14 protein-coding genes, 2 tRNA genes, 3 rRNA genes and 3 pseudogenes are annotated in these 19,659 nt (G+C 44.7%); 13 read left to right on the top strand and 9 right to left on the bottom strand.

Annotation, left to right across the window (positions count from 1 at the left end; translation table 11 throughout):
- Positions 1 to 33 precede the first annotated feature (33 nt).
- The 8 genes and pseudogenes from HGD77_RS12905 (at position 34) to rrf (ending at position 8,730) form a co-directional block, all read left to right on the top strand.
- On the top strand, positions 34 to 891 hold the full coding sequence (locus HGD77_RS12905) for a 23S rRNA (adenine(2030)-N(6))-methyltransferase RlmJ (protein ID WP_004732197.1): 858 nt from the start codon (positions 34 to 36) through the stop codon (positions 889 to 891).
- A gap of 38 nt (positions 892 to 929) precedes the next feature.
- Positions 930 to 1,751: a CDP-diacylglycerol--serine O-phosphatidyltransferase gene (gene pssA, locus HGD77_RS12900; protein ID WP_004732196.1), complete on the top strand. Its 822-nt coding sequence runs from the start codon at positions 930 to 932 to the stop codon at positions 1,749 to 1,751.
- Positions 1,752 to 1,769: 18 nt separating this feature from the next.
- A pseudogene (locus HGD77_RS12895) lies at positions 1,770 to 2,848 on the top strand (DUF6670 family protein).
- 441 nt (positions 2,849 to 3,289) lie between these two features.
- Positions 3,290 to 4,826: ribosomal RNA gene (locus tag HGD77_RS12890) — 16S ribosomal RNA — on the top strand.
- Between the two features lie 60 nt (positions 4,827 to 4,886).
- Positions 4,887 to 4,963, top strand: a tRNA-Ile gene (locus HGD77_RS12885).
- Positions 4,964 to 5,034: 71 nt separating this feature from the next.
- Positions 5,035 to 5,110: transfer RNA gene (locus tag HGD77_RS12880), tRNA-Ala, on the top strand.
- 372 nt (positions 5,111 to 5,482) lie between these two features.
- Positions 5,483 to 8,377, top strand: a 23S ribosomal RNA gene (locus HGD77_RS12875).
- A gap of 238 nt (positions 8,378 to 8,615) precedes the next feature.
- Positions 8,616 to 8,730, top strand: a 5S ribosomal RNA gene (rrf, locus tag HGD77_RS12870).
- Together the 16S, 23S and 5S rRNA genes with 2 tRNA genes alongside form the textbook arrangement of a ribosomal RNA operon.
- A 156-nt stretch (positions 8,731 to 8,886) precedes the next feature.
- On the opposite strand, the gene HGD77_RS12865 is transcribed toward rrf, so the two are convergent.
- The 3 genes from HGD77_RS12865 to HGD77_RS12855 form a co-directional block, all read right to left on the bottom strand.
- Positions 8,887 to 10,269, bottom strand: coding sequence for a dihydrolipoyl dehydrogenase (locus tag HGD77_RS12865; protein ID WP_017397643.1), 1,383 nt, complete (start codon positions 10,267 to 10,269; stop codon positions 8,887 to 8,889).
- Between the two features lie 305 nt (positions 10,270 to 10,574).
- Positions 10,575 to 10,997, bottom strand: coding sequence for a beta-lactamase hydrolase domain-containing protein (locus tag HGD77_RS12860; protein ID WP_004733682.1), 423 nt, complete (start codon positions 10,995 to 10,997; stop codon positions 10,575 to 10,577).
- A complete protein-coding gene (locus HGD77_RS12855; protein WP_004733684.1) occupies positions 10,990 to 11,325 on the bottom strand; it encodes a TIGR01244 family sulfur transferase in 336 nt (111 codons plus the stop codon). Before HGD77_RS12855 ends, HGD77_RS12860 begins: the two co-directional genes overlap by 8 nt.
- A gap of 125 nt (positions 11,326 to 11,450) precedes the next feature.
- Between HGD77_RS12855 and HGD77_RS12850 the strand changes: the two genes are divergently transcribed.
- From HGD77_RS12850 to HGD77_RS12840, 3 genes are read left to right on the top strand one after another with little or no spacing between them, the layout of a single operon-like run.
- The gene (locus HGD77_RS12850; protein WP_004733687.1) at positions 11,451 to 12,347 is read left to right on the top strand and encodes an alpha/beta hydrolase; all 897 of its coding nucleotides are present in this window, start codon (positions 11,451 to 11,453) and stop codon (positions 12,345 to 12,347) included.
- Complete coding sequence (trxC, locus tag HGD77_RS12845) at positions 12,348 to 12,779, top strand: thioredoxin TrxC (protein ID WP_004733689.1); 432 nt, start codon at positions 12,348 to 12,350, stop codon at positions 12,777 to 12,779. It begins immediately after the preceding gene.
- Between the two features lie 5 nt (positions 12,780 to 12,784).
- Positions 12,785 to 13,222: an acyl-CoA thioesterase gene (locus tag HGD77_RS12840; protein WP_415877829.1), complete on the top strand. Its 438-nt coding sequence runs from the start codon at positions 12,785 to 12,787 to the stop codon at positions 13,220 to 13,222.
- Between the two features lie 63 nt (positions 13,223 to 13,285).
- Here HGD77_RS12840 and HGD77_RS12835 read toward each other — a convergent pair whose 3' ends face one another.
- Positions 13,286 to 13,789 (bottom strand): DUF4442 domain-containing protein, encoded by a 504-nt coding sequence (locus HGD77_RS12835; RefSeq protein ID WP_004733694.1) that lies wholly within the window; start codon positions 13,787 to 13,789, stop codon positions 13,286 to 13,288.
- 28 nt (positions 13,790 to 13,817) lie between these two features.
- Positions 13,818 to 14,305, bottom strand: a pseudogene (locus HGD77_RS12830) (YajQ family cyclic di-GMP-binding protein).
- A 91-nt stretch (positions 14,306 to 14,396) separates the two neighbouring features.
- On the opposite strand from HGD77_RS12830, the pseudogene HGD77_RS12825 reads away from it, so the two are divergent.
- Together HGD77_RS12825 and HGD77_RS12820 are read left to right on the top strand one after the other, a co-directional pair.
- A pseudogene (locus HGD77_RS12825) lies at positions 14,397 to 14,710 on the top strand (rhodanese-like domain-containing protein).
- Positions 14,711 to 14,900: 190 nt separating this feature from the next.
- Positions 14,901 to 16,133, top strand: a complete 1,233-nt coding sequence (locus tag HGD77_RS12820) for a transposase (RefSeq protein ID WP_168730719.1) — start codon at positions 14,901 to 14,903, stop codon at positions 16,131 to 16,133.
- Between the two features lie 113 nt (positions 16,134 to 16,246).
- On the opposite strand, the gene HGD77_RS12815 is transcribed toward HGD77_RS12820, so the two are convergent.
- From HGD77_RS12815 to HGD77_RS12800, 4 genes are read right to left on the bottom strand one after another with little or no spacing between them, the layout of a single operon-like run.
- A complete protein-coding gene (locus tag HGD77_RS12815; RefSeq protein WP_005266071.1) occupies positions 16,247 to 18,145 on the bottom strand; it encodes a bifunctional tRNA (5-methylaminomethyl-2-thiouridine)(34)-methyltransferase MnmD/FAD-dependent 5-carboxymethylaminomethyl-2-thiouridine(34) oxidoreductase MnmC in 1,899 nt (632 codons plus the stop codon).
- A gap of 39 nt (positions 18,146 to 18,184) precedes the next feature.
- Entirely contained in the window at positions 18,185 to 18,694 is a 510-nt protein-coding gene (locus HGD77_RS12810; RefSeq protein WP_004733703.1) for a hypothetical protein, read from the bottom strand.
- Between the two features lie 5 nt (positions 18,695 to 18,699).
- A complete protein-coding gene (locus HGD77_RS12805) occupies positions 18,700 to 19,002 on the bottom strand; it encodes a YciI family protein (protein WP_004281605.1) in 303 nt (100 codons plus the stop codon).
- 28 nt (positions 19,003 to 19,030) lie between these two features.
- On the bottom strand, positions 19,031 to 19,642 hold the full coding sequence (locus HGD77_RS12800) for a septation protein IspZ (protein WP_004733705.1): 612 nt from the start codon (positions 19,640 to 19,642) through the stop codon (positions 19,031 to 19,033).
- Positions 19,643 to 19,659: the final 17 nt, after the last annotated feature.

Below are 19,659 nucleotides of genomic sequence, written 5' to 3'. Positions count from 1 at the left end.
AAAATAGCAATTGATCTTAGGAATAATTGAAACATGAATTACCGTCACTCTTACCACGCAGGCAACTTTGCCGATGTCATGAAGCACGTTTTATTGCTTCAGTTGTTGACTCGACTGAATGCAAAAGACAAACCTTATCGCTATGTAGATACGCATGGTGGTGCAGGTAAATATGATTTGTCGACTGCCGAAGCGCAAAAATCAGGTGAGTTTTTAAACGGTATTCATCGTCTGGTTAAGCTGGATGATTCAATCAAGCGTAATGCACCTGAAGGCGTACAACAATACTTGAAAATTGTTGAAAACATGCGTGAAAACTTTGGTAAGGGTGCTTATCCGGGTTCACCGTGGTTTGCGCTAGAAGGCATGCGTGAGATTGATAAAGCGACCATTTTTGAAATGCAGCGCGATGTATTTCAGCAACTTCGTCATAATATTTTTGACAAGCGTGCGGGTTTGCATGAGCGTGATGCATACGAAGGTCTTTTAGCAGTCATTCCACCAAAAGAAAAACGTGGCCTGGTGATGATCGATCCGCCATATGAACTGGAACGTAAAGATTTTCCGCAGTTGGTTGAACTGCTGGTTGCCGCGTATAAGAAATGGCCGACAGGTGTATTCGCCGTTTGGTATCCAATTAAAGACCGTGCCATGATCGAACGCTTCGAGAAGAAAATGTTTAAGACCGGTATCCGCCGTCAACTGGTTTGTGAAGTCTGTGTATGGCCGGATGATACCCCAGTAGGCTTGAACGGTTGTGGTTTGCTGGTGATTAACCCACCTTGGAAATTCTCTGAAGATGCAGATGAAGCGTTACAGTGGTTATTCCCGCATCTTCGCATGAGTGAAAATGGTGGTCACGCTGCAGTTCGCTGGTTAGTGGGCGAATAATTTTTTCAAAGATCAGGTCATAGCTAGGATCGACAAGAATGACAAATATAAGCAAACCGGAACGTGACTCTTCAACTGAAGTGCCTTTCGATGGCATCACCTTCGAGGTGGAAGAAGAGGAGCATACCCAGGAAGGGCAAAAAGTTAAGCGTCGAGGCATCTATCTATGGCCGAACCTGATTACAACCGCAGCGTTGTTGTCAGGTTTCTACTCGATTATTGCCAGTATGAATGGTGATTTTCAGCAAGCTATTTATGCGATCTTTATTGCGGCATTACTGGATGGACTAGATGGCCGTGTGGCACGTGCCATTGGTGCACAAAGTCCGTTCGGCGAACAGTTCGATTCCCTTTCTGACATGCTGGCTTTTGGTGTGGCTCCCGCTATTTTGATGTATAGCTGGGGCTTGAGCGATTTGGGTCGTATTGGTCTGGCAGCCTGTTTTGTCTATACCGCATGTGCTGCGTTCCGTCTGGCACGTTTCAATGTGCAGATTGGTGTGGTCGATAAACGTTATTTTATCGGTGTCGCAAGTCCTCTGGCTGCCATCATGATTGTATCATTGGTCTGGGTCGGTCTGGATTTTCCAGAAATCTTTGATATTCGTGAACCTTCTCTTCAGGTCATTAATGCAGTGGTCATTATTGCGGTGGGCTTGTTGATGATTTCCAATATCAAATACTATTCATTTAAAACTGTAGAACGTAAACGGGTTCCATTTTTTGTCCTACCAATTGCCGTATTCGTCTTTGCAGCGATGACTTATAATATTCCTGTCGGCATTCTGGTCATTTCTATTCTCTATGCCTTGTCTGGTTTTATCACCACCTTTATGGCAAAAAGATCGAGTACATTATAAAAAGATAAGGAGTCTGAGATGCGGTTTCTTCAAGATTTTCTAGATCGTTCGAAACAGCTAAATCAGACTCCTGCTGTTTCACAGCACAATCTTGCCTATCATGGGCCAAACCAGAAATATAAAATTATTCATCAGGGTTTGATGATCCCCGGGCTTCCGACACCGCTCTATTATTTAAACTTTCTGAGTATTATCGGGCAACCCAATGCCCCCATGCTGGCAAACCCGAGTGCAATCGAAACCACAGCCCTAGATACCGCCACCGTGATTTGCAGTGCGAGTCCGCATATGGTGGGGCAATTGCATCACTATTCGGTCAAGCAGGACTGTCATTTTAGATCGGGTCTGTTTCAGTTTCTGGATCGGGAGCAATTGAGCGGAAGTTTTCCAAATTTTCGTTTGCAGCGTTCTGACTCGGAACTCAGTTTTGACTTAAATATTCAGACCACTCAGCTGATTTCTCATTTTACCCAAATGCGGTTTTCCTTGGCAGATCACTGGTCTTTGTTATGTCATTGTCAGGGAACGGTGAACTATAAAGCGCAGCAATATGCGATCGATGGTCTTGGAAGCTTTGAATACGCGCGGAGTTTTAACTTTCCTTATTTACCTTTGGTCTTCCTAACTTATCAAATTATTAATCTCAGTGAAAACCGGCAACTGTTGTTGGCGCAAATCCGGGATGGTTTTAATAGCATTGTTCAGTCGCGGATATATCTACGTGATTTAAAAAACATGCGGACCCAAATGTTCGATCGCAAAGTTTATTTTAAAGTTCATCGTGTTTATCCGCGTGTCACTACCCCCAATGGGCAAAGTATGTATTTGCCACGTGAATTTGAATGGTGTTATGAAAATGCAGACGGCACTTGTATCTGGGTGCAAGGCCAAAGTCGCGGAGATTTTAAATTTGGCCTGGCTGCGGGCTATGTGGGAAGTTTTAGTTATCAAGTAAAAATAAATGAACAGACCGAAAATGGGGAGGGGGCTATTGTGAATACATAGATTGCCGACCTTTACGCTTTCAGGAACAGAATAAAACTGAAAAAAGATTAAGTCATTTATCCAATTCAGTCCCTTTACTGCTCAAGAAATAAATAAAAGCGCGATTTTTGTAGAATAAATAAACAGTCGTGATATTTTTGCTGAATTATTTAAAAATAGGGGTTGTATTGGGTTGGGAATCCTGTAGAATGCACATCCATCGGCGGTGATGAAGATTAAAACTTCTGATAAAACAGTGACTTAGTTGAGTTTAATTGAGTTCGGTTTTAGAAAGAAAGTTTAAAAATAGTTTTCATTACTGGTTGACTTTCTAGAGATAGAGAGTAATATAGCCGACCTAGCTTGCTGGTGACGAATTAGCAAGAAGATCATTAAGAGATTATGAAGAACAACTTGTGTGGATTTTTACTGATTGATTGATCGAAATTATTTTCATTGATTGATGGTAGAAATTACTCGAAGTTTATTTGAGAAATATTTGTCAGAAAATTGATGAGCCAAGATTGGTGCCCTTTAAGGCACTACATAGTATTAAACTGAAGAGTTTGATCATGGCTCAGATTGAACGCTGGCGGCAGGCTTAACACATGCAAGTCGAGCGGGGAAGAGTAGCTTGCTACTTGACCTAGCGGCGGACGGGTGAGTAATGCTTAGGAATCTGCCTATTAGTGGGGGACAACATCTCGAAAGGGATGCTAATACCGCATACGTCCTACGGGAGAAAGCAGGGGACCTTCGGGCCTTGCGCTAATAGATGAGCCTAAGTCGGATTAGCTAGTTGGTGGGGTAAAGGCCTACCAAGGCGACGATCTGTAGCGGGTCTGAGAGGATGATCCGCCACACTGGGACTGAGACACGGCCCAGACTCCTACGGGAGGCAGCAGTGGGGAATATTGGACAATGGGGGGAACCCTGATCCAGCCATGCCGCGTGTGTGAAGAAGGCCTTTTGGTTGTAAAGCACTTTAAGCGAGGAGGAGGCTACCGAGATTAATACTCTTGGATAGTGGACGTTACTCGCAGAATAAGCACCGGCTAACTCTGTGCCAGCAGCCGCGGTAATACAGAGGGTGCAAGCGTTAATCGGATTTACTGGGCGTAAAGCGCGCGTAGGTGGCCAATTAAGTCAAATGTGAAATCCCCGAGCTTAACTTGGGAATTGCATTCGATACTGGTTGGCTAGAGTATGGGAGAGGATGGTAGAATTCCAGGTGTAGCGGTGAAATGCGTAGAGATCTGGAGGAATACCGATGGCGAAGGCAGCCATCTGGCCTAATACTGACACTGAGGTGCGAAAGCATGGGGAGCAAACAGGATTAGATACCCTGGTAGTCCATGCCGTAAACGATGTCTACTAGCCGTTGGGGCCTTTGAGGCTTTAGTGGCGCAGCTAACGCGATAAGTAGACCGCCTGGGGAGTACGGTCGCAAGACTAAAACTCAAATGAATTGACGGGGGCCCGCACAAGCGGTGGAGCATGTGGTTTAATTCGATGCAACGCGAAGAACCTTACCTGGTCTTGACATAGTAAGAACTTTCCAGAGATGGATTGGTGCCTTCGGGAACTTACATACAGGTGCTGCATGGCTGTCGTCAGCTCGTGTCGTGAGATGTTGGGTTAAGTCCCGCAACGAGCGCAACCCTTTTCCTTATTTGCCAGCGGGTTAAGCCGGGAACTTTAAGGATACTGCCAGTGACAAACTGGAGGAAGGCGGGGACGACGTCAAGTCATCATGGCCCTTACGACCAGGGCTACACACGTGCTACAATGGTCGGTACAAAGGGTTGCTACCACGCGAGTGGATGCTAATCTCAAAAAGCCGATCGTAGTCCGGATTGGAGTCTGCAACTCGACTCCATGAAGTCGGAATCGCTAGTAATCGCGGATCAGAATGCCGCGGTGAATACGTTCCCGGGCCTTGTACACACCGCCCGTCACACCATGGGAGTTTGTTGCACCAGAAGTAGGTAGTCTAACCTTAGGGGGACGCTTACCACGGTGTGGCAGATGACTGGGGTGAAGTCGTAACAAGGTAGCCGTAGGGGAACCTGCGGCTGGATCACCTCCTTAACGAAAGATTGACGATTGGTAAGAATCCACAACAAGTTGTTCTTCATACGATGTATCTGAGGGTCTGTAGCTCAGTTGGTTAGAGCACACGCTTGATAAGCGTGGGGTCACAAGTTCAAGTCTTGTCAGACCCACCAAATCTGACTAAGGAAGCATGAAAGTGCTGAAGCAAACAGAACAGAACGATACATTGACTTATTGATAAGCTGGGGACTTAGCTTAGTTGGTAGAGCGCCTGCTTTGCACGCAGGAGGTCAGGAGTTCGACTCTCCTAGTCTCCACCACGTATCCTTCGGATACGGAATAAGCAAACGGTTTGATAGCTTATAGAGCTTAGTGATAAAGCAGCGTATAATGCGCGGCATTGTTATTAATCTCTGTGATTTATCACAGTTTCCTGACCTGACGAAGGCTGGAAAAATCATTAACAGAATATATTTGAGTTGAAATAATTTGTTCAAACTCGTTTCAAGTAGGCAACTACAAGAAATGAGTTCTAGCGAAATTAACTGAATCAAGCGTTTTGGTATATGAATCTAATTGAAGCTGTACAGTAGTTAAATCTACGAAACGCCAACTGTATGAGCGTGATGAGAGATCATCACAATCTGTTGCTTATCCTACTTGTAAGGATAAACGACTGTTTGGGGTTGTATAGTCAAGTAATTAAGTGCATGTGGTGGATGCCTTGGCAGTCAGAGGCGATGAAAGACGTGATAGCCTGCGAAAAGCTCCGGGGAGGCGGCAAATATCCTGTGATCCGGAGATGTCTGAATGGGGAAACCCACTTACCATAAGGTAGGTATTGCAACATGAATACATAGTGTTGCAAGGCGAACGAGGGGAAGTGAAACATCTCAGTACCCTTAGGAAAAGAAATCAATTGAGATTCCCTCAGTAGCGGCGAGCGAAAGGGGAAGAGCCCATTAAGTCATATAAGTTCTAGTGGAACGCTCTGGGAAGTGCGACCGTAGACGGTGATAGTCCTGTACACGAAAGGGCTTATATGATGATGTCGAGTAGGGCGAGGCACGTGAAACCTTGTCTGAATATGGGGGGACCATCCTCCAAGGCTAAATACTCCTGACTGACCGATAGTGAACCAGTACCGTGAGGGAAAGGCGAAAAGAACCCCTGTGAGGGGAGTGAAATAGATCCTGAAACCGCATGCATACAAGCAGTGGGAGCCGGCTTAGTCCGGTGACTGCGTACCTTTTGTATAATGGGTCAGCGACTTATATTCAGTAGCAAGGTTAACCGCATAGGGGAGCCGTAGGGAAACCGAGTCTTAATAGGGCGTTTAGTTGCTGGGTATAGACCCGAAACCAGGTGATCTATCCATGAGCAGGTTGAAGGTTGGGTAACACTAACTGGAGGACCGAACCCACTGTCGTTGAAAAGCCAGGGGATGACTTGTGGATAGGGGTGAAAGGCTAATCAAACTTGGTGATAGCTGGTTCTCCCCGAAAGCTATTTAGGTAGCGCCTCGGACGAATACCATTGGGGGTAGAGCACTGTTTCGGCTAGGGGGTCATCCCGACTTACCAAACCGATGCAAACTCCGAATACCAATGAGTACTATCCGGGAGACAGACTGCGGGTGCTAACGTCCGTAGTCAAGAGGAAAACAATCCAGACCGCCAGCTAAGGCCCCAAAATTATAGTTAAGTGGGAAACGATGTGGGAAGGCATAGACAGCTAGGAGGTTGGCTTAGAAGCAGCCACCCTTTAAAGAAAGCGTAATAGCTCACTAGTCGAGTCGGCCTGCGCGGAAGATGTAACGGGGCTAAAACTATATGCCGAAGCTGCGGATGCATAATTTATTATGCGTGGTAGGGGAGCGTTCTGTAAGCCGATGAAGGTGGATTGAGAAGTCTGCTGGAGGTATCAGAAGTGCGAATGCTGACGTGAGTAACGACAATGCGAGTGAAAAACTCGCACGCTGAAAGACCAAGGGTTCCAGTCCAACGTTAATCGGGGCTGGGTGAGTCGACCCCTAAGGCGAGGCCGAGAGGCGTAGTCGATGGGAAATTGGTTAATATTCCAATACTTCTGTGTAATGCGATGAGAGGACGGAGAAGGTTAAGTCAGCCTGGCGTTGGTTGTCCAGGTGGAAGGTTGTAGGCATGTATCTTAGGCAAATCCGGGGTACTCTATGCTGAGAACTGATAGCAAGCTGTACTTGTACAGTGAAGTGGCTGATACCATGCTTCCAGGAAAAGTCTCTAAGCTTCAGTTACACAGGAATCGTACCCGAAACCGACACAGGTGGTCAGGTCGAGTAGACCAAAGCGCTTGAGAGAACTCTGCTGAAGGAACTAGGCAAAATGGTACCGTAACTTCGGGAGAAGGTACGCTGTTGTCTGTGATAGGACTTGCTCCTTGAGCGGGCGACAGCCTCAGAAACCAGGCCCCTGCAACTGTTTATTAAAAACATAGCACTCTGCAAACACGAAAGTGGACGTATAGGGTGTGATGCCTGCCCGGTGCTGGAAGGTTAATTGATGGGGTTAGCGTAAGCGAAGCTCTTGATCGAAGCCCCAGTAAACGGCGGCCGTAACTATAACGGTCCTAAGGTAGCGAAATTCCTTGTCGGGTAAGTTCCGACCTGCACGAATGGCATAATGATGGGGGCGCTGTCTCCAGCAGAGACTCAGTGAAATCGAATTCGCCGTGAAGATGCGGTGTACCCGCGGCTAGACGGAAAGACCCCGTGAACCTTTACTGCAGCTTGACATTGAACTTTGATCTTACTTGTGTAGGATAGGTGGGAGGCTTTGAAGTCGCGACGCTAGTTGCGATGGAGCCGTCCTTGAAATACCACCCTGGTAATATTGAGGTTCTAACTCTGTCCCGTTATCCGGGACGAGGACCATGTCTGGTGGGTAGTTTGACTGGGGCGGTCTCCTCCTAAAGAGTAACGGAGGAGTACGAAGGTGCGCTCAGCGTGGTCGGAAATCACGCGTAGAGTATAAAGGCAAAAGCGCGCTTAACTGCGAGACCCACAAGTCGAGCAGGTACGAAAGTAGGTCTTAGTGATCCGGTGGTTCTGTATGGAAGGGCCATCGCTCAACGGATAAAAGGTACTCTGGGGATAACAGGCTGATACCGCCCAAGAGTTCATATCGACGGCGGTGTTTGGCACCTCGATGTCGGCTCATCTCATCCTGGGGCTGAAGCAGGTCCCAAGGGTATGGCTGTTCGCCATTTAAAGAGGTACGCGAGCTGGGTTTAGAACGTCGTGAGACAGTTCGGTCCCTATCTACCGTGGGCGTTGGAAATTTGAGAGGATCTGCTCCTAGTACGAGAGGACCAGAGTGGACGAACCTCTGGTGTACCGGTTGTCACGCCAGTGGCATCGCCGGGTAGCTATGTTCGGAAGGGATAACCGCTGAAAGCATCTAAGCGGGAAGCCTACCTCAAGATAAGATTTCCCCGAGACTTTATGTCTCCTAAAGAGCCGTTGAAGACTACGACGTTGATAGGTTGGATGTGGAAGCATAGTGATATGTGAAGCTGACCAATACTAATTGCTCGTGAGGCTTGACTATACAACACCCAAACAGTTGTTGTACGAACTTCGAAAGAAGTGAAGCTCAATTGATTCGATATTAAACAAAGTGACTTGATTTAGTTACGCTAAACGAACAAACTACTGCAACTCAGATATACCTGTTAATGAACGATGTTCAAAACACTGTTTTGAACGAGTGCAAGATTTGGAAAAAGCATTGGCATACACTGAAAAGTGACTAAATAAGACCAAAGCAAGTATCCATAAACAGTTGTGCTGGCGACCATAGCAAGAGTGAACCACCTGATCCCTTCCCGAACTCAGAAGTGAAACCTCTTAGCGCTGATGGTAGTGTGGGGTTACCCATGTGAGAGTAAGTCATCGCCAGCTCATTATTCCAAAACACCCCCTGTCAAATGATAGGGGGTGTTTTTTATGCGCGAAATAATCGTCTTATATATGTCATATATAAATTTAACATCAACATTGCTCAATATTAGACTAGAGCAAGAACTAATTTTAAAGCGTAATAGGTTTATAGCTCCTTTATAGCAATGCATCCAACTGACGTCGAGCATGTTTAAATGCCGTTCTGAGTCCTTCTTCCAAAGTCGGATGATAAAAAGGTTTGGCTAGAATCTGATGAATATCCTGATTGGCATCAATCATCCAAGCCAGTAAATGGGCCAGATGTTCTGCTTGTGAACAGAATAGTTCTGCGCCAAGTAATTTACCGGAGTTTTTATCAAAATAAACTTCTATTCCACCTGAGTTTTCTCCCAAAACTAGAGCACGTCCTTGGTTTTCATAAGAGACGAATCCCCGAATAAATTCGACGTGTTGATCTTCTAGCTGTTTAAAATTTTTTCCGACAATCGCCATTTCAGGATGACAAAATACAATCGCCAATGCGGTTAAGGCAGGAATAGGCTTTACATCCGGATAATTTAAACAGTTATAAACCGCCTGTTTACCCGCATGCGCGGCTTCATGTTGAATAGGGGTATCAAGTGCGGCATCACCGACTATAAATATAGGTAGGTTTGCAAGTTGTTTGGTTTCTTTATCGATAGGAAGGTTTTTGATGTCCTTGAATGTTGAATTGAGTTGATCTAGACCTAAACGATCTATATTGCTTTGTCGACCTGTGGCAGCTAAGACATATTCAACTTCAATATTCTTAGTCTGATCATTTTCTGTAAAGTTAATTTTTACTTTATCATCCTGTATTTCAACTTTATCTGGCAAAATTTTAAATTTGATATTCAGTTCTTTACTTAATTGCTCTTGTGCTAGTTTTTGTAAGATCGGGCTAGTTAAAGCACCTACTTTTTGACTACGCGCAAACATTGTGGTTCGTACACCCAGTCGTTGCATGGCTTGAGCTAATTCAATTGCAATGATGCCACTCCCGATTACTGCTAAAGACTTAGGTAATTGGGAGAATTCAAATATTTCATTGGAAGTGATGTATTTGTCTGTTAATTTTTTCTTTAAAGTTTCATCAATATTGGGGCGTGAGCCTACAGCGACAATAAAACTTTTGGCCCGATAGTATTGTCCATTGACTTCGATCGTTTGGGAATCAATAAATTTGGCTTTTCCGGAAATTTTATGTGAGCTGTCCCATTGATCGACACCTTTCAAGGTTGCGAGAATAAAACGTTCTCTAAAGACATGCACACGTTGCATCACATCTGAAGGATCAATGACAGCATTATGTTGTAAAGCAAGGTCTTCAGCAGTTTGAATATCATGCATGCGATTTGCAGAGGAGATTAGCAATTTACTTGGCATACAACCTACACGGGCACAGGTTGTATCCCACGGGCCATCATTGATAATTAAAATATTTTGGGTATATTCGACGGCTTCGTTATAAGCACTGATTCCTGCAGTGCCTGCGCCAATAATGATGAGGTCGTACATTATATTAAAATCATGTCGTAATATTTTACCACTATACAAAAAAGCCCTCAAAACAAGAGGGCTTTGTAGCAATTCATTACATTAAAGTAAACATACTCAAGTGAGCAAAAGATAACTAAACATCAACATCTACTTGAAGGATTTCAGTTAATTTATTTACTTGTCATCTATTTGGACTTAAATATATTTCATTTTAAACTTAAGCAAGTTAAATCGATGTTCCCACACTTACACCCACAGTCGGCTTCAAATTCATCGAGCTACAACCGGCAAAAGCCAAACTACAACATAAAATAATCAATAACTTATTCATGAATCAATCCTTGAGATTTAGCCTGATTAAACAAAGCAGCTGAACGTGTGCCACTACGGCAAACCATCAAAATTGGTTTAGGCAGCTCATTATAATATCGAGCAAATTCTTCAATATTCGCCTGAGAAAGCTGGCCACTCACCACAGGCTGATAAATCACACTAACTTGAGATTTCTCCGCAATGGAGCGTAATTGACTTACCGTGACATTATTACCAGTTTCCTGATCAGGACGATTTACAATCACAGATTTGAAACCTTGCTGAATCAATTGCTGAAACTTGCTTGGTGTCATTTGCCCTGTGACACTCACCGTAGAGGTCAGCGCACGGCTAAGATCATTTGCAGCAAAAACAGGTGTAATACAGCTAAAATATGTTGTTAGCAACACCCCTTTCCAAAACGACTTAGTCATCCAGCAGATCCATCTGTTTTGCCAGTTGATATAAGTTATTCGAGCGGTTTCCGGTGCGGCAGAACATCAAGATCGGTTTTGGTAACTCATTATAATGATTGACAAAAGTGCGTACATCAAGCTCCGTAATCTGACCGGCTACTACTGGCTGGAATACATAATCCAGACCGGCATTGCGTGCAGCTTCCTCGATTTGTGCACTGGTTGGCTGCTCGGAACCACCTTCCATGTCCGGACGGTTGTTGATAATCGATTTAAAACCTTTCTCAACCACTTGAGTTACGTGTTCCGGACCAATTTGACCAGCAAAACCTACATTTTCGCTCATGACGCCACTCCATCATTTCATTTATATCGATATGCTTTATGATAGCATTAAGCTGAAAACATGCTGAACCTGTTCTGAAATTTTTATAAATGATGATAACCATAAGATAACGCAATGGAGCGCGTATGCAGGCTTATACAGTTGAACCACTGTATGTCAAAAGCGGTCAGGAAGTGATTGCTGCAGATTTTTATCGGCCTAAAAATATAGAAAAACCGGCCGTAATCCTGATGGCTCATGGTCTGGCTGCCTTACGTCAATTTAAACTGGTGCAATATGCCCAGCGTTTTGCCAGTGCCGGCTATGCGGTGGTTTTATTTGACTATCGCTATTGGGGCGGCAGCACTGGGCGTCCACGTGAACTGGTGTCGATCAATGCCCAGCTCGATGACTGGCGAACCATGATCAGACATATTCAGGAACGCAAATCGATTGACAGTAAACGGATCGTGCTCTGGGGTACGGCCTTAAGTGGTGGGCACGTATTGACACTTGCAGCAGAGCTGAAAAATATTCAGGCGGCGATGGTACAGGTGCCTTTTGTCGATGGGGCTGAAAGTGCCCAACTATATCCTTTACAACAACTCCCCAAGGCGCTTAAAGTTTCCAGTCAGGATTATATGGGGGCCAAGGTTGGTATGGCACCAAAAACCTTACCTGTAGTTGATCCGCCTGAGCTATGTTTTATGCCGACACAGGACAGTTATGAAGGTTATCTGTCGATTGTCAATCCGGATTATTACTGGAGTGGTCATATTCCTGCACGGGCATTCTTCAAACTGATGCGCTATCGACCGATTCAGGAGGTAAGAAAGATTAATATTCCAGTACTGTTTATTGCGGCAAAACGGGATAGTCTGATTCCAATTGAATCGAGTCGGGAAACTGCCACCAATATTGCACCATTTGTGCAATATCATGAGTGGAATATCCGACATTTTGATATTTATCATGGGGAATGGTTTGAAAAAGCAGTTTCGACCCAATTAGAATTCTTACATCAACATATTGGAGTGCGCTAGATGATTATTGTATGTCCGGAATGTCTGGCCAAAAACCGTGTCCCTGAAGATAAACTCACTGCCAACCCTGCTTGTGGTCAATGTCATCAAGCCCTGATTCCACTGGCACCGATTGAAATAAATGAGCAGAATTTCAGCCAGTTTGTCACGCATAGTGACTTACCAATCCTGATTGATCTCTGGGCAGAGTGGTGTGGTCCCTGTAAAATGATGGCACCGCATTTTGCGACTGTCGCAAAACAATATCCAAATGTGGTTTTTGCAAAAATTGATACAGAAGCGAATCCTCGCTTAAGTTCGGCATTTAATGTTCGCAGTATTCCGACGCTGGTGTTGATGAATAAAAGCAACGAAATTGCTAGAATAAGCGGTGCATTACGATCAAGCGAGCTGCAAAAATGGCTTGATCAGCAGTTAAATACCCAACCCTAATTCAAATGCTTGGAGTGAAAGTGTCAGATTCTCAAGTAAGACCAGAGGGGATTCTTTCCCTACAGACGATCGCAATGCCTGCAGATACCAACTGGAGTGGTGATGTCTTTGGTGGCTGGATCGTTTCACAAATGGACTTGGCAGGCGCGATTCACGCAGAACGATTTTCAAAGGGACGTTGTGCCACGATTTCGATTAACCAGATGACTTTTCTGGTACCGGTAAAAGTCGGAGACGTGATTAGTTGTTATACCAAAATTTTAAAAGTAGGCAAGACCTCTATCCAGATGGAAATCGAGGTTTGGGACAGTCATGATGATTCACGCCCACCGATTCGGGTGACCGAAGGGGTATTTACCTTTGTTGCAGTAGATGTCAAAGGCAACAAACGTCTGATTCCAGAAGACGCGAAACAGAAGCTTTTAGAATCGCAATCAGCCTAATAATGGCTTGAAATAAAAAATCCCAGATTTAATATCTGGGATTTTTTTGTCTAAAAGAAGAAATTATGATTTCTTAAGCTGGCTCTTGGCAATCCAGGCCCAGAGCATTTCACATTGAATCGGAGCTTCACCTGATTCATCACTTACCACAACTTGAACCAATGTTTCGCCTTTATCTGAACTTTGCATCAAGGCTTGCTGCTCGGATGTAAGCGTAGCAATCGCAGTCATGGCACCGCGCGTCGGGCGTTTAAAATCAATCTTTAAACTTTTGATCAGCACAATTGCCGTATCCGGCACATTCATTGCAGTGACAAAACCAGTCGCGGTTTCTGCCAGTAAAGCCATGGCACAGGCATGTACCTGACCAATATGGTTTTGCATAGCTTTATGATTGGCGATTGTGACCACGACTTTTGCCGGACTCAGCTCTACATAGCGAATCTTGGCAGAGCCTACCATGGGAACCACACGGCCAAAAGTTTTACTCAGTAAAGCACTGCGTATACCTTGTGGTAATCTGGAAGTGGCGTTCACCAGTTTGGTCAGTCGATTGCGATGCGTCATAATTCCTACTTTAAGACACAGAACGGTCTTAATCTTTAAAGTTGTTGAACTGTAAAGGCAAACCAAATTGCTGTTCTTTCAAGAATGCCATTACTTGTTGCAAGGTATCGCGTTTTTTATCAGTTACACGAATCTTGTCGCCCTGAATCGAAGATTGCGCTTTAATCCCACTTTCTTTAATGGCTTTATTAATTTTTTTTGCGGTATCTGAGTCAAGTCCATCTTTAAGCTTGATCACCTGAATCACATTTTTGCCAGAAGCCGTCATTTTTGTGGATCAAGCGCCTGAATATCGACTTTGCGTTTAAAGAAATGACTTTCCAGCATGCTATAGACTTGTTCACACTGGAAATCGCTTTCAGTCGAGATTTTGATTTCCTTGTTTTTTTCATTCAGTTCAATAGAAACGTCCTGACCACGGAAATCAAAGCGGGTCGCGATTTCTTTTTGGGTGTTTTGAACTGCATGATTTACTTCAAAAATTTCTAATTCAGAAACAATATCGAAAGAAGGCATAGTTTAGACCTTTACAAAGGGAAAGAATATCTGAGATGCTAGGGATGTTTTCTTCATTTGCCAAGTGTTGTTTACATCAAAGGAGTGCGCAATGATCCGTAAACAAGAAATTACAACATTTGAGTTCCCAGAAAATGCAATTATCTGGGATGTACGCGATTCAAGTGCTTTTGCTGAAGCACACGTGAAAGGGGCGGTGAATCAGCCCATTAACGATCTTTCAGCAGAAAGCCTAACTCAGGTGTCAGCGGATCAACCCATTTACATCTTGTGTGGTGGGGCAGTAAAGCTCCACGTGCTGCGGAAAAACTAGAGGGTTTTGACAGCTCACGTGAATATGTCATTCTGATGGGTGGTACTCGTGCTGCCCGTGATGCAGGCTTACCGCTTGAACAGGGTGCATAAGCATTCTGTCAAAAAAAGCGCCGCAAGGCGCTTTTTTAATGGGGCTAATATTTTTCCCTCTCCTTTTAGGCATAGGTATCTACACAATTCCTGAACTTTGCGTTAAATTGAAGAGCATGCTCTTCAATTTAACATCTCTGGCCTGGATCAGCGTCTTGTCAAGCGCTATAACAGCCTTGTAAAGCTCAATATGAACCCTCTTGCTTCACTTGCTCCGGCAATCAAAGACCTGGCTTCTGCCCAAAAGTCGAGTTTCGCAACCACACAAGCGGTCTGGCGATTCCTGAATAATGACAAAATCTCTTTTAGTCAGTTAAACCAGCCAATTGAACATCTTGCATGTGAACAGATCAAGGCATCACCGCATCAATATGCATTGATTGTTCATGACTGGTCTCAGCTACAGTATGTGAAACACCATCATAAAATTCAGCGCCTGCAAAGAACCCATCAATATGATTCAGGCTATGAATTGCAAAGCAGTCTGCTGGTTGATGCAGCCTCGGGACTACCTATTGCGCCACTGGCGCAGACACTATCAGATGCCTCAGGCTGCTATTCCACATTCAGTCAACACTCTGCTGGGCGCAAATCTCATCTAGATTCACTTACCGAACAAATCAAAGTGATTGAACAATATCCCATTGAGAAAACATGTGTTCATATCATTGATCGTGAAGGTGACTCCATTGCCCACCTAAGGGAAATGAGCAGCCAGGGTTTTAAATGGCTGATTCGGGCGAAAGAAGGCCATCGAATTGAGCATCAGGGCAAAACATGCAAAGTTGCAGAAGCCGCAGAACGAGTAGAAACGCAGCAGGTCCAGCCGATTGCCTATAAAGGAAACCGGCATATGTTGCATGTGGGAGAAACTGCTATCCGGATAACACGTGCAGCAAAACCGAAGAGAAATGACGATTCAGGCCAACGGGTTGCTCCCCAGCCAGGGAGTGCGATTGAAGCCAGATTAATTGTTGCCGTAGTGAAAGATGATCAGGATAAGACCGTCGCAAGATGGTCAATAATCAGCAATGTTCCATCAGAGATTACTACGGTAGAGATGACGACCTGGTATTACTGGCGCTGGACAATTGAATGCTATTTCAAGCTGCTCAAGCAGGCAGGTCATGATATTGAAGCATGGCTTCAGACCAGACCTGAAGCCATTTTAAGGCGGTTACTGATTAGCTGTATGGCTTGTGTTTTAACTTGGCGAATCCAGCGTTCTGAAGATGAACACCATCAGAAAATTCGTGTATTTCTCACCCGTCTTTCAGGTCGGCAGCAGAAAAGAGGTAGGTTGGAAAGTGCACCTGCCTTATTGGCAGGGCTTTCGATTTTACTGAACACTCTTCAACTGCTCTCGGAATATTCAATAGATGAACTCAATGAGATAGCCACAATGGCATTAGGTATCTCATAGATGTGTAGATACCTATGCCTTTTAGGAGAGGGGCAGAAAGGTAAAATATTTTCACAATAAAATAAAACCCTCACCCTAGTCCTCTCCCGCAGGAACACCCTTAAAATAAAATTCTATATTTGAGGCTTAAAATACGGTTTCTTCATTTTCACTTTCTTCTGAAAACGCGTCACACTGAGTTTTTTGACGAGACTCGATGGTATCGGACAGGCTTCTCCCAGAATCTGGGCTGCCAGAATTTCACTACAGAGCGGCGCAAACAGAAAACCTTTGGAGCCTAGACCGGCAAAGCTGTAAATTTCCTCATCCGCTTTCATCTTGCCGAGCAAGGGGAAATAATCCTGACTTTGCGCGCGTACCGAGGCACGACCTTGCCAGGTCTCGGTAGAAGCTAATGATTGTGCATATTCAGGAAAGACACTGTGGATCAGTTCGTAGTTGTGTACATGGTCTTCTGCCAGTACCTCTGCATCATCCCGACCTGGATAGAAAGAAGCGCCCAAGATCAGATGTTCTGCATCCAGTTGCATACAATAACCGCCATAGCTATAGGCAATATTTTCACTTAAAGGCTGGGCTTGATTATTCACCCAGCTGACCTGTCCGCGAATCGGTTTCAAAACCGGATAATCTGCAAAAAATTGTACTGTTTCTAGCGCAGTACAGACAATGACATGATCAAATTCACCTAGATTCTGTTCATCTGAAAAGAGCTGAGGTTTTGTAGCCGCTTCAATATAACTAATTTTGGCCTGTTTATATTGAATATTCGGATGCTGCAAAATTTCATCACGCAATTGATGAGGAGAAACCGCACCAGCTGCTAACAGTTTTAAACTTGGAAATGCAGTTTGAATCTCTTGATCTTCTGTATCTTGTACAGCCAGAATTTCTTCAGGATATTCCTCTGCTAATTCCAAAAGCTGTTCAGGGTTTTTTAAGGCCAGTTGATTGACCTGAATCGGGCGGAAAGCCTTGAATTTTGCATAGTGCGTCAGAGCCTGTTGCCAGGCCAAGGTCATTAAATGCTCTGCACTTTGCTCAACCGGACAGAGTTTGGGATTGAGCAAAGCCAGTGGATTGCCAGAACCTCCGGAGAGGGGCGCTGACTGGTCGTAGATCGTGACTTGATGACCGCGTTGAGCGAATGCCCATGCGCTACTTAAACCACCGATTCCAGCGCCAATCACAGCGATTTGACGAGGTCTGATATTGGTCTTTGTATCTCGCTCAGTTTTTTTTTGAGTTGTTTCCTGCGCTGAAGATGGGTTGCTTTCCTCAGCCGGATTCCAGATCGCTTTCAGCATTTCACGCTTATGCTTAAAACCACGTGGGCGGGAAATTGAAATCCCATGATTTTTTAAGCCACGTTTTAAGACGCCAGCAACACTGAAAGAGGCGAAAGTGGTACCGATCTCGGATAAACGTACAATATTATTTAAAACATTTTCTTCCCACATGTCTGGATTGCAGGAAGGCGCAAAACCATCCAGGAACCAAGCGTTCACCGGCGCAGTTTTTTCAATTACCGGGAAAACATCATGTGCATCACCCAGCCATAGATCCAGACTGAATCGCTCTTCAGGAAAACTGAGACGATGACAGCCGGCAATTGGCATCGGATATTGAGAGATGAGTTGATGAGCTAAAGGCTTGAGTTCTGGCCAGGCATTTAAGGCTCGAATCAGATCGGTTTTAGAAAGAGGGAATTTTTCAACTGAAATCGCATGCAGATGACTGTGATTGTCCGGACGCACCTGTTGCCAGAGCTGCCACAGGGCCAGAATATTTAAACCAGTACCAAAACCCGTTTCACCGACACAGAAATATTCAAAAGGTTTTAAATCTGCCAGACGCGTACTGAGATCATTGCCATTTAAAAAGACATGCCGGGTTTCCAGCAAGCCATTGTCTTTGGAAAAATACACATCACCAAATTGCTTGGATACAGGCACATCAATACCATCCACCAATTGCCAATCCAGATCAGCAGTTTGAATTGCGTGTGACAAAACGGGTACAACCTTAAAGATATCGGGAAGGGCTATAGCTTACCATTGACGGCGACGTTTGGTATAAACATAGCTCGCGATCAGGAAGCCGAGCAATACCCCCACAGCCAGGGTTGCAGCGCCGTAGAGGAACATCTGGGCACTGCGTTCGCTTTGCAGTACTTGTACCTGAACCCCTAGATTGTCATTCTTGAGCTGCAATTCCTGATTTTGCGATAGTGCTTCCAGATTGGCTTTTTCCAGTTGCTGCAAACGGGTGGCCTGATCTTTGACTAAGGCTTTTACCTTGGCATCTTGCTGGGCTTTGAGCTTGGCGATTTCTTCTGCGGTTAACGGTTTATTTTCAGCAGGTGTCACCGATTGGGCAGAAGACGCTACGGCAGGAATAATGGCAGGTTTCGGCGTAGACTGGGTTTGGACAGTCACCGCTGTCCCTTGAAGTTGTGCTGTCTGATTTCCCTGAGTCACAGGAGCAGGCGCAACTTCGACTGCCCATACTGGAGAAATCATAAAACATAGGCCAATGATACTGGCAGTAACAACACGCATGAACCTTATCCTTGAGGGAATGCTTTATTGAATGGTTTGACATCGATGTGTTCGTACACACCTTCTTTTAAGAAAGGTTCATCCTGTAGCCATGTATCCAGCGCTTCACGACTGTCAAAGTCGACAATAATGGTACTGCCATAAAAACCGGCCTGTGGATTGGCTGGATCTTTAGGCATGGCACCTGCAACAATTAGGCGGCCTTCAGCATTTAACTGTTCCAGACGTGCAAGATGTTGTGGACGAATCGCGAGGCGTTTTTCAACTGTACCTTCCCGATCGGTACAGCTAACGACGAATAATGGCATGATGACTCTCAATCGTTTGTAGTTGGACTTATTCAGCGGTCTTAAAGTATTTGCGCAATACAATAAACTGAATAATGATAAAGGAAAACATCACGATCATGTCACCGAATGCGGTAAATTCGCCCCAATATTTTCCATCCATCCACAAATAGGCGAAAAAGGTATGCAGAAATGACATCAGTACGAACATGGCAACCCAAGCATAGTTCAGCTTGAACCAGCCTTTTTCACTTAGATTGAATACTGGACCAAATAACCGCTGGATCAGAGGCTTTTTATCCTTGCTAAACCAAGGGGACAGGAAGAATACACCTGCAAAGACCAGATTCAATAACACGGCTTTCAGACGGATATAGAAATCATCACTGAGGATCAGGGTGATGCCACCAAAAATCACCGTCATGAACAAGACAATCCATTGCTGCTTGTCCAGACGGAATTTTTGCATGACAAATAACGCACCATAGACGACCAGCATGGAAATAATCAGACCTGTGGTTGCAACAAGAATATTATTATTGTCGACACCCCCCGCAGAACCGATCAATTGCAGCAATTGATGGTCAGTGTCTTTTGGATCTACAGTTTTATATAAATAAAAGAAAATAATGAGTGGCACAAAGTCTAAAAGTGCTTTCATGTTAGAGTATCTAAATC

Source organism: Acinetobacter sp. NEB149 (genome assembly GCF_012516415.1).
Lineage (GTDB): Bacteria > Pseudomonadota > Gammaproteobacteria > Pseudomonadales > Moraxellaceae > Acinetobacter > Acinetobacter lwoffii_V.
The sequence above is the reverse complement of the archived record's forward strand: the minus strand, read 5'-3'. Positions and strand labels throughout refer to the sequence as shown.

Excerpts from the sequence above, each read along its gene's own strand:
- HGD77_RS12855 (WP_004733684.1), bottom strand. The coding sequence starts at position 11,325 with ATGAGCGAAAATGTAGGTTTTGCTGGTCAAATTGGTCCGGAACACGTA.
- HGD77_RS12810 (WP_004733703.1), bottom strand. The coding sequence starts at position 18,694 with ATGCGTGTTGTTACTGCCAGTATCATTGGCCTATGTTTTATGATTTCT.
- trxC (WP_004733689.1), top strand. The coding sequence starts at position 12,348 with ATGATTATTGTATGTCCGGAATGTCTGGCCAAAAACCGTGTCCCTGAA.
- HGD77_RS12800 (WP_004733705.1), bottom strand. The coding sequence starts at position 19,642 with ATGAAAGCACTTTTAGACTTTGTGCCACTCATTATTTTCTTTTATTTA.
- HGD77_RS12865 (WP_017397643.1), bottom strand. The coding sequence starts at position 10,269 with ATGTACGACCTCATCATTATTGGCGCAGGCACTGCAGGAATCAGTGCT.
- HGD77_RS12905 (WP_004732197.1), top strand. The coding sequence starts at position 34 with ATGAATTACCGTCACTCTTACCACGCAGGCAACTTTGCCGATGTCATG.
- HGD77_RS12840 (WP_415877829.1), top strand. The coding sequence starts at position 12,785 with ATGCTTGGAGTGAAAGTGTCAGATTCTCAAGTAAGACCAGAGGGGATT.
- HGD77_RS12850 (WP_004733687.1), top strand. The coding sequence starts at position 11,451 with ATGCAGGCTTATACAGTTGAACCACTGTATGTCAAAAGCGGTCAGGAA.
- HGD77_RS12820 (WP_168730719.1), top strand. The coding sequence starts at position 14,901 with ATGAACCCTCTTGCTTCACTTGCTCCGGCAATCAAAGACCTGGCTTCT.
- HGD77_RS12860 (WP_004733682.1), bottom strand. The coding sequence starts at position 10,997 with ATGACTAAGTCGTTTTGGAAAGGGGTGTTGCTAACAACATATTTTAGC.
- HGD77_RS12835 (WP_004733694.1), bottom strand. The coding sequence starts at position 13,789 with ATGACGCATCGCAATCGACTGACCAAACTGGTGAACGCCACTTCCAGA.
- HGD77_RS12805 (WP_004281605.1), bottom strand. The coding sequence starts at position 19,002 with ATGCCATTATTCGTCGTTAGCTGTACCGATCGGGAAGGTACAGTTGAA.
- pssA (WP_004732196.1), top strand. The coding sequence starts at position 930 with ATGACAAATATAAGCAAACCGGAACGTGACTCTTCAACTGAAGTGCCT.